This is a genomic window from Arthrobacter antibioticus, assembly GCF_030063205.1.
Classification (GTDB): Bacteria; Actinomycetota; Actinomycetes; order Actinomycetales; family Micrococcaceae; genus Specibacter.
In genome coordinates this window covers 60474-74710 of sequence record NZ_JASISQ010000007.1, presented here as the reverse complement: position 1 = coordinate 74710, position 14237 = coordinate 60474, and the positions used below count along the sequence as shown (strand labels likewise).

At 57.8% G+C, this 14237-nt stretch carries 12 protein-coding genes; 3 read left to right on the top strand and 9 right to left on the bottom strand.

Going from position 1 to position 14237, the window contains the following annotated elements:
* Positions 1–31: 31 nt before the first annotated feature.
* From tal to QMG40_RS14095, 7 genes are all read right to left on the bottom strand, one after another.
* Entirely contained in the window at positions 32–2866 is a 2835-nt protein-coding gene (gene tal, locus QMG40_RS17405) for a transaldolase (protein WP_459253017.1), read from the bottom strand.
* Between the two features lie 135 nt (positions 2867–3001).
* Positions 3002–4540, bottom strand: coding sequence for a PTS ascorbate transporter subunit IIC (locus tag QMG40_RS14120; protein ID WP_283531745.1), 1539 nt, complete (start codon positions 4538–4540; stop codon positions 3002–3004).
* Between the two features lie 33 nt (positions 4541–4573).
* Positions 4574–4846, bottom strand: a complete 273-nt coding sequence (locus tag QMG40_RS14115) for a PTS sugar transporter subunit IIB (protein WP_283531744.1) — start codon at positions 4844–4846, stop codon at positions 4574–4576.
* Positions 4847–4912: 66 nt separating this feature from the next.
* Positions 4913–5371, bottom strand: a complete 459-nt coding sequence (locus tag QMG40_RS14110) for a PTS sugar transporter subunit IIA (protein ID WP_283531743.1) — start codon at positions 5369–5371, stop codon at positions 4913–4915.
* Between the two features lie 230 nt (positions 5372–5601).
* Positions 5602–6765 (bottom strand): ROK family protein, encoded by a 1164-nt coding sequence (locus QMG40_RS14105; RefSeq protein ID WP_283531742.1) that lies wholly within the window; start codon positions 6763–6765, stop codon positions 5602–5604.
* Between the two features lie 402 nt (positions 6766–7167).
* On the bottom strand, positions 7168–7869 hold the full coding sequence (locus QMG40_RS14100) for a type 1 glutamine amidotransferase domain-containing protein (RefSeq protein ID WP_283531741.1): 702 nt from the start codon (positions 7867–7869) through the stop codon (positions 7168–7170).
* A 69-nt stretch (positions 7870–7938) separates the two neighbouring features.
* The gene (locus QMG40_RS14095; protein ID WP_283531739.1) at positions 7939–8808 is read right to left on the bottom strand and encodes an aldo/keto reductase; all 870 of its coding nucleotides are present in this window, start codon (positions 8806–8808) and stop codon (positions 7939–7941) included.
* A gap of 358 nt (positions 8809–9166) precedes the next feature.
* Here QMG40_RS14095 and QMG40_RS14090 point away from each other — a divergent pair, with 358 nt between their 5' ends.
* Entirely contained in the window at positions 9167–9982 is an 816-nt protein-coding gene (locus QMG40_RS14090; RefSeq protein WP_349361624.1) for an isocitrate lyase/PEP mutase family protein, read from the top strand.
* A 155-nt stretch (positions 9983–10137) separates the two neighbouring features.
* On the opposite strand, the gene QMG40_RS14085 is transcribed toward QMG40_RS14090, so the two are convergent.
* Entirely contained in the window at positions 10138–10803 is a 666-nt protein-coding gene (locus QMG40_RS14085; protein ID WP_283531737.1) for a cyclase family protein, read from the bottom strand.
* The gene (locus tag QMG40_RS14080; RefSeq protein WP_283531735.1) at positions 10790–12238 is read right to left on the bottom strand and encodes a purine-cytosine permease family protein; all 1449 of its coding nucleotides are present in this window, start codon (positions 12236–12238) and stop codon (positions 10790–10792) included. Before QMG40_RS14080 ends, QMG40_RS14085 begins: the two co-directional genes overlap by 14 nt.
* Before the next feature lie 405 nt (positions 12239–12643).
* Between QMG40_RS14080 and QMG40_RS14075 the strand changes: the two genes are divergently transcribed.
* Together QMG40_RS14075 and QMG40_RS14070 are read left to right on the top strand one after the other, a co-directional pair.
* Positions 12644–13375 (top strand): tyrosine-protein phosphatase, encoded by a 732-nt coding sequence (locus tag QMG40_RS14075; RefSeq protein ID WP_283531734.1) that lies wholly within the window; start codon positions 12644–12646, stop codon positions 13373–13375.
* Entirely contained in the window at positions 13369–14205 is an 837-nt protein-coding gene (locus QMG40_RS14070; protein ID WP_283531733.1) for a metallophosphoesterase family protein, read from the top strand. Before QMG40_RS14075 ends, QMG40_RS14070 begins: the two co-directional genes overlap by 7 nt.
* Positions 14206–14237 lie beyond the last annotated feature (32 nt).

Here is a 14237-nt window from a genome sequence, read left to right as displayed (position 1 = left end):
TGTATTCCTTTGGTCGATGGGTCAGAAAGGCTTAGAGGCCAAGTTGGGCAAGGATCGGAAGCTGCTCACGCACCGATTCCCGGGCGGATGTGGCACTGACGGCTTGCAGCGCCACGGCAGCTAGCCGCTGAGCTTCCGCCATTGTGAGCGTTGCAAGAACAGCGGCCACAGGCGCCAGGGAACGGGCACTCATGGACAAGGTTGAGACGCCCAATCCCACAAGTACGACGGCGAGAGCCGGGTCCGCTGCCGCCTCACCGCAGACTCCCACAGGCTTGGGTGCGCCTGTGGAGACTTGCGCTTGGCAAGCGCCCTCAACCGTCAGCTTGATGAGCTTGAGCACGGCAGGCTGCCACGGGTCATTTAGCGTTGCCAGCGGGCCCAATTGCCGATCGGCCGCCATCGCGTACTGAGTTAGATCATTGGTACCCAACGAGGCGAAATCGGCTGAACTAAGAATGGCGGAAGCCGTCAAGGCTGCCGAGGGCACCTCCACCATGACGCCTGCCGTTTGCAGTCCGGCAGATTTGGCCAGTGTTGTGAATTGGGCAGCTTCCTCGGCGGTGGAAATCATCGGGGCCATGACCCACACCTCCGCTTCATGAGCGGCCGTGGCCGTGGCGATGGCGGTGAGTTGACGTTCCAGTACACCGGCGGAGGTGGCAACGGTGCGGTACCCGCGCACACCCAAGGCAGGGTTGGGCTCATCGGCCTGGGTCAGGAAAGGCAATGGCTTATCGGCACCGGCATCCAGGGTACGAATCACAACTTTTTTCCCCGGAAATGCTGCAAGCACAGCGCCATAGGCTGCCACCTGTTCCTGAATTGTGGGTTCTTTCTCGCGGTCCAAGAAGCAGAACTCGGTGCGCAGCAAACCAACACCTTCTGCTCCCGCTGCCGCTGCCTTGCGGGCATCCTCTCCGGTGCCAACATTGGCCAGCAGCGGGATATGCAGTGAGTCGGCCAGCGTGTTTGGGCCGGTAAAGGCGGGCATCTGTGCTGCCTGCGTAGCCCACGTGGCGGCCGCTGTGCGCATGCTTTCATCAGGGTTGGTGGTGACGCTCCCGGCTGCCCCGTCAACGTAGACCTGCGTGCCATCGACAATGCCGTCCACGCCGGGGGCCGCAACAATGGCCGGCAAACCCAGCATGCGGGCCAGAATAGCTGTGTGTGATTGGGGGCCACCCTCTGCAGTGATCAAAGCCAGGACCTTTGTGGGGTCCAATGTGGCGGTGTCTGCCGGTGCCAAGTCAGTGGCTGCCAGAATATACGGGGCTGGCGAGACTGGAATACCCGGTCCCGGAAGGCCCTGCAGCTCGGCAACAATGCGTGAGCGCACGTCCAGAACATCGGTTGCGCGATCCGCCATATAGCCGCCCAAGGCCGTGAGTGTATCTGCCACCGTCTGACCGGCTTCCCAAATGGCCCGTGCCGGGGATCGCGGACCCCCGGGTGCATCCGGTGAGAGTAGTTTGCCGGCCGCCTTGATCAGCATGGGATCGCCAGCCATCTGGGCGGTCGCGTGCAGGATGTCCTTGCTCTCTGCAGAGGCAGTTTCGGCACGGTTGCGCAGCTGCGTTTGGACCGTCTTGGCAGCGGACTTGATGGCGGCCTTGTTTGCCTCCAACGATGCCCCAGCGTCCTTGGGGGAGGTTGCTGCTGGTTCGGCGACAGTTGCCGGCATTTGTAACACCTGTCCAAGCACTCGTCCAGCATTGACCCCCACTCCGTGGAACACGGCGGCTGCGGTGTGGGTGTTGCGCGCTCGCCGCAGAGCAGAGTCAACATCCGCGAGTAAATCCTTCCAGCTGGCCACAAATTTCTTCAGGCCTTCAGCCTCTAGGAGTGCCGTGACGTCTTCGTAGGAGACACCGGCTTTGTCCAGCGCTGCCAAGGTGTCAGCGGCGGATGCATAGTTGCTTGTGATGGTGTCTGTGGTGAAAACGCCATGGTCAAAGGCGGCCAGCAATGTTGCCTCCGGCATGGTGTTGACCACTCCGGCGGTGACTAATTCACTGACGTACTTGGTATCGGAGTAGTTAGCGTTCTTGGAGCCAGTGGAGGCCCACAACAGGCGTTGCGGCACGGCGTTGAGCGCTGCCAGCGCCTTCCACCGCGGTGTTGAGAGGTTGTTGGCAAAAATCTGGTGAGCCAGCACGGCGTTGGCAACACCGGCGGCTCCTTTCAGATCCGAGGCATCTGGGGTACCGAGGGCATCCAGGCGGCCATCAATCTCAGCATCTACTCGCGATATGAAAAAAGAGGCAACGGAATGGATGGTGGAAAGGTCATGACCGTTCGTTGCCGCTAACTCCAAACCACTCTGGAAAGCATCAAGAACGGCGGCATACCGGGACAGGGAAAAAATGAGGGTGACGTTGACGCTAATCCCATCACCGAGAACGGTGGTGATTGCGGGGAGGCCTTCATTAGTGGCCGGAATTTTGATCAGGACGTTGCTCTTGTTCACCGTGGCATGCAGGGTCCGTGCTTCTGCAATGGTGCTTTCGGTATCCCACGCCAGGCGGGGGTCCACTTCGATGGATGCACGACCGTCGACGCCGTTGCTTGCTACCGCGATGGGGGAGAGGAGGGTGCACGCCTCGGTGACATCCGCCGTCGTAATATCAAAAACGGCTTGTTCAGCGCTGGCTCCCTGCGCGGCAAGATCGGCAATGGCGCTCTTGTAATCGCTGCTGGAGGTAATGGCGGCATGGAAAATGCTGGGGTTAGTGGTCACGCCAACCACATTTTTCTCGGCTATAAGCGTTTGCAGGCTGCCGCTGGACAGCCGTGACCGGGAGAGGTCATCGAGCCAAATGGACACTCCTGCCTCTGTTAACTGGCCGGTTGGTGTGGAAGTCATACAATGCTCCTGGACGTTTCAAAAGGGTGAGCCTGCACGGAGCGTTGCGCTCCGGGCAGGCTCACGGGGGTGGTGATAAGTGGTGCCAGAGCCCACATTCTTTGACGAGTCAGGGATCTGGCGCTTAGATGATTGTTAGGAACTTGCGTTGGCAGCGGCCTTTGCATCTTCCTTCTGGGCAGCGAGTTCCGCCTTAGCCTGAGCGGCAATGGCAGCCTCTGCAGCTTTTTCTTCAGCAATCCACGCATCGCGTTTTGCGCCGGGTACCCAGCCGCGGTTGACGACCTTGACCTGGAAAATGATGGCCGCTATGACAAGCACAACGGCGATCAGAACAGTCAAAACTGCTCCCAGGGCCGTACCGCCGCGCAAGCTGACACCGATCAGTGTGCCGAACCAGCCGAAGTCTGCATCGCCAAAGGTGCTGTTGGCAAAGCCAAAGTCACCCAGTACCAGCAGCAAGATCGCTGGCAGGATGGTGATGATGACTCCGTTGATGAACCCGCCAAAGATGGCGCCACGACGGCCACCTGTGGCATTGCCGTAGACACCGGCACCGCCACCGGTGAAGAAGTGCGGCACCATGCCAGGCAGAATCAATGCCAGTCCGAAGGCCGGGTGCAGCCAGATAGCCAACAGGCCCAAGGCCAGGAGACCACCGGCAAAGGAGCTCAGGAAACCAATAAGCACTGCGTTGGAGCCAAACGGGAACACAATGGGGATATCCAGTGCAGGCTTTGCGCCGGGAACAACTTTTTCAGCGATGCCCTGGAAAGCGGGGACCAGTTCGCCCAAGACGGTGCGCACACCGTAGAGAATGATTGCCACACCAACACCAAACTGCAGGGCCTGAGACAGGCCCGCCATGATGAACGCGCCGCCATCAGCAGCACCGAAGATCGGCAACGCTTCATCCATGGGCAGGGCGATCAAGCCCCACACGGTAAAGACCATGTAGATCAGAACCATGGACAGAGAGGTGGAAACCATGGAGTCTCGCAGGAACTTCAGGCTCTGCGGGAACTTGATATCTTCTGTTGACTTGCTTCGCTTGCCTGTAGCTTGACCGGCCGCACCAGCAGCCAAGTATCCCAGCGAGCCGAAGTGACCGATGGCGATTGAATCATTGCCGGTGATTTTCTTGGTCCATGGGTGGATGAATGCTGGCATGACCACCATGATGACACCGAGCAAAATAGCTCCGATCAACACAACAAGCCAGCCAAGGTCAGCGCCGAGGCCTACTGAAAGGACAACTGTGAGCATGGTGGCCATGAAGACCATGTGGTGGCCGGTCAGGAACACGTACTTTAGTGGCGTGAAGCGGGCGAGCATCAGCATGACAACAAAACCAAGTGTCAGTACGTACGCGCTCTGTGCGCCAAAGTCATCCTGGGCCATGGCCGTGATGACTTCGTTGGTGGGGATGACGCCCTGTGCACCGGTGACCTTGAGGATGAGCTGGCCCAAGGGGTCCAGTGAGCCAACCACAACATTTGCACCCGCACCGAGGATCAGGAAGCCGATGGCTGCCTTTAGCCCACCGCCAATGACCTGTCCGGCGTTTTTGCGAAGGGCCATCAGGCCCAAAGCAGTGATGATACCGATGAGATACGCGGGGACATTGAGGATTTGCTGCCCAATGAAATTGAGTACTACAACGAGCCACTCCATAATGGATGGTCCTTTCGATGCGGGTGGGCCAGGTTACTGGAGGGCTTCGGTGAGTTTGGTAGTGATCTCTTCGAGATCAAAGAAGTTATCGATGATGATGACCTTGGCTGGCACATCCCCGAGCTCGCCAGCGAGCTCATCAGAAGTCAGCACGATCTCAGCCGTCTGGGCCGCGCCCTTGGCAACTCCAATATCTGCGGCTTCAACATCTGCGTCGATTCCCAGCTTGTCAAGTACTTTTTCTGCGTTCATTTTGAGCAGCACTGAGGTGCCAATGCCCATGCCGCACACTGCAACTATTTTCATGGTGGTGCCTTTCGTTGAATTTGCTTAAAATCGGGTGGGGACGTTTAGCGAGAAAACGGTGAGGATTTAGGCAGCGGAAGCTGCGTCAGTCAAAAGTGAGCGCAACTCATCTTCCGTGCTTGCAGCCACGAGCTGTTCCAGCTTGCCCTTCTGAGAGAGGATCCCTGCCAAAGCCTTCAGAACGTCCATGTGAGTGGTGTGGTCAACAGCGGCCAAACCAATAACAAGGGAGACGGGATCATTCTTGGGGTGGCCGAACTCCACAGGCTCCTTAAGGCTGACCCAGCTAAGGCCACCTGTCAGGACAGCATCGGAGGGACGGCCATGGGCCAAAGCAATGCCAGGGGCAATGACGATGTACGGGCCGTGTTCCTCAACAGCGGCAATCATCTGGTTGGTGTATTCCTTTGTTGCGGCCCCACCGGCAACGAGCCCTGCGCCAGAGAGACGGATCGCATCGCGCCAATCCTTGGCGGTGGCTTTGGTGGTGATTGAACAGAGGGTCTGCGCCAAATCTATTGCCATGGTGATTCTTTCGTCAGTGAAAATTGAGAGCATCAACCCCGGAGGGCTTGTGCCGTGAATCACGCTACAGGCATTAAATCCTTTTGTCTACAAATAGACCAAAGTAACTATTTGTGTGAATCGTTGTGGAGGTCTGAGGTCTAGGACGCCTACACTGCTGGTGTCTGCATCGGCGGGCGCGCTCTGGTGTAACCCCCGCCGCGTCACGGGGGAGCGCGCTGTGAGTGAGGCTAGAGAGACTTGGTGTTGGTGCGGGTTAGTTTGCTGATCCTGTCGGATTCAAAGAGGGCGTCTTGTGCAATGAGGGACGCTCCGGTAACGCCTGCAATTGAGCCAAGTCGAGAAGGCTCAACCACCAGAGATTTCAGGGAGTAGTCTCTGGCTCCGGAAAAAATGGCTTGCCGGATGCTTGCTACGAAGGCTTCGCCTGCTTCGGCCAAGTTGCCACCAACAACCACTGCCTGGGGGTTGAGTACACCGACTATGTTGGCGAGAGCTTCCCCGATGATGGTGCCGTTTTCCGCGAGAAGGCGCAACACTTCTGCGTTGCCGACCCGTGCAAGGTTGACAATATCTTTGCTTGTTCGCACCTTGTGGCCTTGTCGCAGGAGTTCTTTGCGGATGATGCCGCCGCTAGCCACATGTTCCAGCCGCTGGAGGCGGCCGCTTCCAGCGTGGGTGTAACTTAGATCGCCGGCTCCGCCGCGGGATCCCTGGTAGATGGCGCCGTTCAGCACGAACGCAGATCCAAGGCCGATGCCGGCTTTGAGGACAATGACATCGGTGTATTCTCGCCAGCCGCGCCGCGCTTCGGCCAAGGCAAGTACATTGACGTCCCGGTCAACAGCAAAAACAGCGTGACCATAGCGTTCTGCAAAGAATTCCTTGACCAGTACGTTTTCCCATTGTGGATCAAGCTGGGGGCTGCCCAGCCGGCCGCTGCCAAAATCGACGGGGCCAGGAACCCCAACTCCAATGCCAACTACATCCTGATGGGTTTTTCCAAGCCGCTCCAACATGTGGTCGAATACTTGGCCGGCCCAATCAAATATCTCGGTGGGACCTTCGCTGGGACCAATGTCAGCCTCATCTTCAATGAGGACAGTGGAAACTAAATCAGTGATAGCTAGCCGGGTGTGGGAGCCGCCAATGTCCACGGCCAGGAGGAGACCTGCAGAAGGGTTGACGGCAAATTCTTCCGGTGGGCGGCCACCCTGGGAGTCTGACTGGCCCACACTGATAATGATCTTTGCTTCAAGGAGTTCATCCAGGCGCCTGGCCAAGGTTATCCTCGACCAGCCAAGCTGATCAATGAGGTTGCGCCGTGAGGTTGCTTGACCGGAACGAATCAGGTTCAGGGCAACTCCGGAACCCGTGGAGAAGACATGTGCCATGAATTTCTGCTCCCTTCTGAAGGCCTACCGGATTTGCCTCCGGGAAACGACTTAAGACTACTTTTACACTAAAGGTAGCAGAGCGGCACTGAGCCGGGCAGCTCGGTAGCGATTCCAGTCAGCAGGTTGATGCGTCGGGTGCGAATTATTCAACCGCTAAGTCAAGAACTCTTGTCCCCGGGACCCGGCAATAGTTCTCATAGCCTGCCACGAGACCCTTTTTACTCCAGTGGCTGTGCCGGGGTCCTTGACAATTTGAGCCTATATGGACCGCCTGCGTGTTTGGCAGTTCGTAGGCCGTGACCACAAGATCTGTCAGCAGTAACGCAGGTGCTGCCTGAGACGGGGCCCCGCGGGCGGAGCCCCGTCTGAGATGAACCCCAGCCCCGTCTCAGGCGACTGTTATTTCTGCAGTGCTTTGATAACTTCCTTGGCGACGTCTTCGCTGGACTGCGGGTTTTGTCCGCTGATGAGGTTGCCGTCGCGGACCACATGCGAGCTCCAGGGATCAGAGTTTTCGATGATGGCGCCCTTTTCCTGCAGGGCATCCTCAACGAACCAAGGAGTGTTGGGTCCGGTCCCGCCATTGAGTTCTTCCTCGTTGGTGAAGACCGTTAGACGGCGCCCCGCGAACGCGAACTTACCCTCATCATCCACGGCGCTGAGCAGAGCCGCTGGGCCATGGCAGAACGGGGCAATGATCTTCCCGGCCGTATTGGCGTCAATCAGCAGCCTGCCCATATCCGCATCCTTGTAAAGATCGGTCATGGGGCCGTGTCCACCGGGCATGACCACGCCGTCATAGTTCTTGGCGCTCACCTCAGCCAGCACCAGTGGGGCGCTCAGCTCAGCGTCTATCGAGGCGATGTAATCGCGGAAACTATCCGCCCTTTCTTTCCCCCCTGCCGAATCGTCCATCAGGCTCACCTGATCCACAGTGGGCTTCACGCCTCCGGGAGTTGCGATGTGAACCGTATGGCCGGCGTCGAGCAGGGTCTTGTGGGAAACCACAAGCTCCTCTGCCCAGTATCCGGTGGGGTGCTCGAAGCCATCCCTCATGGTGAGGGAATCGGCTGCGGAAACAACCATCAGTATGTTAGCCATGTTCTTACTCCTGCTCTGCCAGCCCTTCTGGGCCAGCGAATGGTGTGTTGCTGATTCAATAGAAAGCGGTCAGCGCGCCGCTTCGAGTTCCGCGTAGGTGTCGTCATCGAGAACGACGGCGGCCGCGCCCAAGTTTTCTTCGAGGTGCTTCACTGAACTGGTACCGGGAATTGGCATCATGACCGGCGAACGGCGCAGCAGCCACGCCAAAGCCACCTGCGAGGTTGTGGCACCGAGCCTTTTAGCAGCCTCATCCAAGGGTCCACCCGGCTGTGATAGTTCACCAGCGGAAATTGGCGCCCACGGGATAAAGCCAATACCGTTCTTCTCGGCATAGTTCAACACGTCCTCGGAACTGCGGTCCGTGAGGTTGTAGCGGTTCTGCACAGTGGCAACGGTGAAGTATTTCCCGGCTTCCTCGAGCTCGGCCACGCTGACCTGCGACAGGCCCAGCGCCTTAACCTTGCCCTCTTTCTGCAGATCACGCAGAACTGAAAATTGCTCTTCCATATCCACCTTGGGATCTATCCGGTGCAGTTGCAACAGATCCAAGGAATCCACCTTGAGCTTGCGCAGACTCAGCTCGGTCTGCTGACGCAGGTACTCGGCGCGGCCCACCGGCACCCACATGTCGGGTCCAGTGCGGGTAAAGCCCACCTTGGTGGCGATCCTCAGGCCATCCTTGTAGGGGTGCAACGCCTCGGCCAGGATCTCCTCGCTCACGTTGGGCCCATAGGAATCAGCGGTGTCAATGAAGTCGACCCCGAGTTCCACGGCACGGCGTACGACGGCGATCGCGGCGTCCCGATCCGCAGGCTCACCCCAAACCCCGTCCCCGACGATGCGCATTGCACCGAACCCCAGACGATGGACCCGTCCAAGATCCAACAGATCGATGGTGGCTGATACTTGAAGATTCTGTGCGTTGTCATGGTTCATAGGGGCGATAACCGCCTATGCTTACCCTGTATTCCCTCATGCCTCTGGAGCGGCGGAGGAAACAACTCTCATCCGTATCTAGGCCCAGAGGAGAGTGTTTAGTCACATTCAGTGCTGCAACTCTCGCCTGGATTCTGCGTAGGCCCTTCTTTTCAGACCAAAAGCGCTCCGCAGCTTACTGAGTTGTCGTGTCGCTGCGCGCAGACTGTCAGTAACTCACGTTTCTCCCACCAGCACAGCAGCAGTTCCTCGCTGCGCCAATAGATTGTGTGACCACTTGAGAAAATCAACGCGAGCCCTTGCGCCTTGAGCTCTCAGGAGTACTCTGAAGAAATATCTGCCTTTGCGGTTGTTCAGAATGGGAATGACAATGGCTTCGTTTCAGGATCTCCATCACGCTGAAGCTCCACTCGTGCTCCCGAATGCCTGGGATGTTGGCTCAGCCTTAGCCTTTGCCGCAGCAGGCTTCCCTGCCATTGGTACTACAAGCTTCGGTATCTCAGTCAGCACGGGCAGCCCCGACGGGGGACGGTCCAGCAAACAGGCAACCGCCGCCCTCACAACGATTCTGGGTCGGCTACCTGTGCACCTCACCGCCGATATTGAAGATGGCTACTCAGAAAACCCCAGTGAGGTGGCGGATTTTGTGGCTGAATTGGCAGCCCATGGAGTGGTGGGTGTGAACATCGAAGACAGCACCTCTGGACACTTAGTGGATCCAGCGATTTTTGCCAGCAAAGTCCTTGAGGTCAAACGGCGAGCCCCAAGCGTTTTTGTTAACGCACGGGTGGACAATCTCTGGTTTGCCGAACAAGCAACCGTAGATGCCGTCCTGCTGCGCATCCACGCCTACGAAGACGCTGGTGCTGACGGAATATTTGTCCCCGGTCTTGCAGACCCTGAAGGGATTAGAGCCATCGCTGGTGGCACTGAGCTGCCTGTGAATGTGTTGGCCCATCCCTTCCTCACAGTTGCTGAGCTGGGAGAGTTGGGAGTACGGCGAGTAAGCTCTGGCTCATTGCCCTATCGTGCAGCAGTGGACGCAGCTCTGGAAACTGTCACGGCCTTGCGTGCTGGTCTAAAACTACCGGAGGCCACTGCCTACGCGGAGGTGCAGAGGCAACTCGTGGCCTTCAACGCGCGGCCTCCCCGCATGATGCCCACCCCTGACTGACGATATTTTTAGAGCTGTACGTTGGCTCATTGATCTGTGCGTGGGGACTGGAGGCGCCACGGCTGCAGTTTGTCCCATCCACGGATCTAGTGTTGTGGGCGGGAGCTTTGCTGCCGAGGCCAGTGCAGCGTGCGGGTGCTATGAGTGTGCTGGTGCTATGCGGGCAAGGCGCGCATGGCCACGGCCCGGACGGGGGAACCGTCCAAGCCGATCAGACGCAGCGGGAGTGCCGCAAATATTGGGTTGTTCCAGGTCACGGCGGCCAGATTGCTCAAATTCTCAATGATGGCCCCACCTGCTCCGAGAATGTGCTGATGCACAGGCAAGTGCAATGGCCCATCCGTCTGGGCCTCCGGTGTGGGGTCAGGGTTCAAGGCGTCCACACCGATGACTGAAACGCCTTGTGCCAGCAAATGCTTGGCGATGTCCGGGTCTAGATGCGGATGCTCAAGGTAGGCAGGTGTGTTGAAGTGCACGGACCAGCCAGTGTGGAACAGCACAATGGTCCCGGCGGTCAGGTTCTCAAGCTGCGCGGCTACAGTGCTGAATTTAATCATGCTGCGTGGTTCTGCTCCCAGAACGCGAATGATGCGTGCGGGCCCGCACAGCGCAGTCAGGTTCAGCTCGTCAACGGCCATACCGCCGTCGATGGTGTGAAGTGGGGCGTCCACATGGGTGCCTGAGTGTGTTCCGAGATGGAGCTCAGCGACCTGGAATCCATCCGCGGCGTTGGTGGCGACTGCTCGCGATGAAACCATGGGATCGCCGGGAAAAACCTGCATTCCGGAGGAAACGGGCTGGCTCAGATCAACGATGTGCATTTTCTTGACTCTCTGGGTTAGCGATTGCATTCTCTGTCTGCGTCAGGTGGTGGGAGATTGGCCTGTCCGCCCTGATACGGCGGAAGAGCAAGGCCCACCCCAGGTACAAGACAAACGAGATGACAAAGGTGGGAATGGTGGCGCCGATAGGACTGGGAGTCACGTAGGTCAGGATCACTGAGGTGCTGGCGCCAACCAGCCACACAACAATAGCGGCTATGTTCACCCCGCCTTGATACCAAAACTGTCCGCCGCGGCCGCGTAAAATATCTGGCCCATAGTGGCCTTTATGCACAATGTAGTAATCCACAATCATGATGGCAAAGACGGGGAGGAACAAGGCGCCAACAACGGTCAAAAATGAGGTGAATTGCTCCAAGAGCGCCAGCCATGTGGCGCCCAAGACCGAAATGGCGCCCAAAACCAGCGCGGTTGGAAGGAAACGAATCCTGCGGGTGGGGGCCATATTCACCACTGAGGAAACCATGCCGTAGACCACCATTGTGTTGGTGGCCATCACGGACAGGAAAATGACGATTGCCAGCGGAGCGCCGAAGGCGCCAACAATAACGCTCGGATCGAATCCAACAGGCTCCCCGCCTGCCAGTACCACGTAGGCGATTGCCGTGGCGCCCAAACTCATCGACAAGACCGTTGAGAGAACGTAACCAATACCGGAACCCACAACCCCCGCAGCTTGCGTCTTGGCCAGCCGGTTGAATTCAGCTGAGAGTACCGTCCACGAGATGGCGGTGGCGATAACCACGTCCAGCACGGTGATTCCCGACCAGCCCAAAGTGGCGTCAACCTTGAGGGCGGCAAAATCGGCAGGCGGGTATGAGGTGAAGGCAACGAAAAAGATATACGCCATGATGGCGAGGATGACTAGGGCAAGCCACGGCTCAACCTTGGCGATCCCAGCGTGGCCAAATATTGCCAACCCCACAACGAATAACTGGCACATGACCGAGAAAAGTACAGGATTGGAGAAACCAGTAGCCTGCTCCACCAGAAAGTTGACCGTCACGCCAGCCAGCATGGCTTGAACCCAGCTCCAGCCCATCAGGATTACCACATTGGCGGCGACTGCCAAGAAGGATCCACGAAGACCAAAAGCACCTTTGGTCAGTGACATGGTGGGGAGGCCTGTTCGGGTGCCTATATTGCCGATGAGTACCAGTACCACGCCGCCCACAAGAGATCCTGCAATGATCAGCCCGATGGCCAGAGGCCACGAGACGCCTGGCACAAACAAGGTTCCCGTCAGCAAAGTAGTGACCACCAGATTAGCTGCCAGCCAGATAAGACCAATACGCCGGGTGCCGAGAGTGCCCATAATGGGACCGTATCCATCGGAGTCAGCATTCAATCGTTTGGAGAGTCGGCTCCAGGGGGAGGGGCTGCTTGATGATGAAGCCCTCACATCGGTATTCATGGGCACTGTCGCCTCAACATTCATTAGCGGATTAGTAGGTAAACAAATGTTGCCCCCAAGAAAACTTTTGTCGTACTATCTTGTGTGTTGTTTGACACATTGTCAAGGTGTGGCGCTGACGCATGTAGTGAGGTCCAGGGCAATTGTTTCGGATTCCTTGCAAGAACTGGGTTTCATGTTTTGAAAGCTTCTGTTCACTGCCTCCAGAATCAGCAAGTCAAACCCCGGAGCAAGCAGTACCGGAACGCTCCCTCCTAGCTGCTAGAAAACTGAAACTTTAAGATTTCATTCAAAGCCATCACGACGTAGCCGGTAGTTCACCAGCTGGTAATCTTTGCACGATCAAATCAATTCGAAGCCGTTCCTCCTTACTGAGGAACCACGGCCATGAATTGAGGGAAAACAGTGCCACGTTTGATCGCAGCATCGCCGCGGCTATCCAACCTCCGCAGGGTCCCGGCCCCGTTGTTGGCGAAGTTCTATCGCTCCGCGGCACCCACAGGCTTTGACGCAGAGGCCGTTGCGCAGCTTGAGCGCCTTGAATTGCGCACTGTTGTTGACCTCCGCGAACCGTTTGAGTCCTTAGCTCCTGTCGATGGGGTGCTGACGGGCACTATTTCCGTCTCGGCTCCTCTTTACAATGGTGCTTTGCCGGTTTCCACTCCCATTGAACAGGTCTATTCGGATCTGCTGACCACGCGTGGAACCGAAATTGCCAAAGCCGTTGGCATTGTTGCTGCCGCACTTCCGCACGGAGTCCTGATCCACTGTGCTGCTGGCAAGGACAGAACCGGGCTTGTGGTGGCGCTCATTCTTGAAGCCGTGGGGACGGATAGAACCACCGTGCTGGCTGACTACACACTAAGCGCGAAAAGCATGACCGAAAGCTACCAGGAAATGAAGAGGGACGAGCTTTCCCTGGCACTTGGTAGCGCGGAGGACATTGCAACAGCCTTACAGCTGCATTTGGAAAGTCCTGCAGAGGCTTTGGAGACTTCATTAGATTGGGTGGCTTCTCACTTCGGAAGCGCCGCCGGGTATCTCCTGGCCAATGGATCCTCCTTGGCTGAGCTGACCCTTTTGTGCGCGCATTTGGCACGTTCCCATGACGCGGCTGTGCCGGATACCCCATGCTGAAAAGCAATGTGCTGCGGCTTGTGCAACTCAGCGATACCCACCTGCTGGGCGAAAACGGTTTGCTACACGGACACATCAATACCTGGTCCCGCACCGTTGCCGCTTTCAGTGCAGCCGCACATTTCAACCCTGACGCCGTGCTGATCACAGGCGACATTGCTGACCGCGGCCAAAACATCCACCCCAGCGCCGCCAGATTGTTTGCCCAAGCTCAACAGGACCTGCAATGTCCCATCATCACGATGCCAGGCAACCACGATCCGGCCGGCTCCGTGGGCAACGAATTCAACCGCGCCCGGCTCGCCAGCGGACCGTTCCCTGGCGATACTATTCACGAGGTAGCGGGACTGCGAATCATCAGTTTGGACAGCCATGGATTTGGGAAGCGGGCCGGCTGGCTGACGTCGGAGCAACTGCAATGGCTCGCTGATTTACTAACGACGGCGGCCCCGCGCGGGTCTGTGCTGGCCCTCCACCACCCTCCGATTCCTTCCGTGCTGTTGGCACAGGCCGGACGAGGGCTAGCGGAGCCAGAAAATTTGGCAGCGGTTCTTGCCGGCAGTGACATCCGGGGTATCTTTTGCGGTCATTACCACTCCTCTGCCGTGGGTGCATTGGGTGCCATCCCTGTCTGGGCGGCTCCGGCAGTGTCCTACAACCTGAACCTGTTCGCCCCGGAGACCCACATTCAGGGCCTGGATACCAGCTGGTTAAGCGTCATCACCCTCGACGCCGAAAACCTCTCGGTAACACCCGTACACATCAACGCACCCGCTGCCTCCTTTAGCTGCGAGATCCGCGGTTTAACCCGCGAACCAGCCATCGCCTAAAACCAATACGCACCCGTACCAACCCTCAAACC

What these genes read in the sequence shown, in the direction of transcription:
- tal (WP_459253017.1), bottom strand. Translation starts at nt 2,866, where the DNA reads ATGACTTCCACACCAACCGGCCAGTTAACAGAGGCAGGAGTGTCCATT.
- QMG40_RS14120 (WP_283531745.1), bottom strand. Translation starts at nt 4,540, where the DNA reads ATGGAGTGGCTCGTTGTAGTACTCAATTTCATTGGGCAGCAAATCCTC.
- QMG40_RS14115 (WP_283531744.1), bottom strand. Translation starts at nt 4,846, where the DNA reads ATGAAAATAGTTGCAGTGTGCGGCATGGGCATTGGCACCTCAGTGCTG.
- QMG40_RS14110 (WP_283531743.1), bottom strand. Translation starts at nt 5,371, where the DNA reads ATGGCAATAGATTTGGCGCAGACCCTCTGTTCAATCACCACCAAAGCC.
- QMG40_RS14105 (WP_283531742.1), bottom strand. Translation starts at nt 6,765, where the DNA reads ATGGCACATGTCTTCTCCACGGGTTCCGGAGTTGCCCTGAACCTGATT.
- QMG40_RS14100 (WP_283531741.1), bottom strand. Translation starts at nt 7,869, where the DNA reads ATGGCTAACATACTGATGGTTGTTTCCGCAGCCGATTCCCTCACCATG.
- QMG40_RS14095 (WP_283531739.1), bottom strand. Translation starts at nt 8,808, where the DNA reads ATGAACCATGACAACGCACAGAATCTTCAAGTATCAGCCACCATCGAT.
- QMG40_RS14090 (WP_349361624.1), top strand. Translation starts at nt 9,167, where the DNA reads ATGGGAATGACAATGGCTTCGTTTCAGGATCTCCATCACGCTGAAGCT.
- QMG40_RS14085 (WP_283531737.1), bottom strand. Translation starts at nt 10,803, where the DNA reads ATGCACATCGTTGATCTGAGCCAGCCCGTTTCCTCCGGAATGCAGGTT.
- QMG40_RS14080 (WP_283531735.1), bottom strand. Translation starts at nt 12,238, where the DNA reads ATGAATACCGATGTGAGGGCTTCATCATCAAGCAGCCCCTCCCCCTGG.
- QMG40_RS14070 (WP_283531733.1), top strand. Translation starts at nt 13,369, where the DNA reads ATGCTGAAAAGCAATGTGCTGCGGCTTGTGCAACTCAGCGATACCCAC.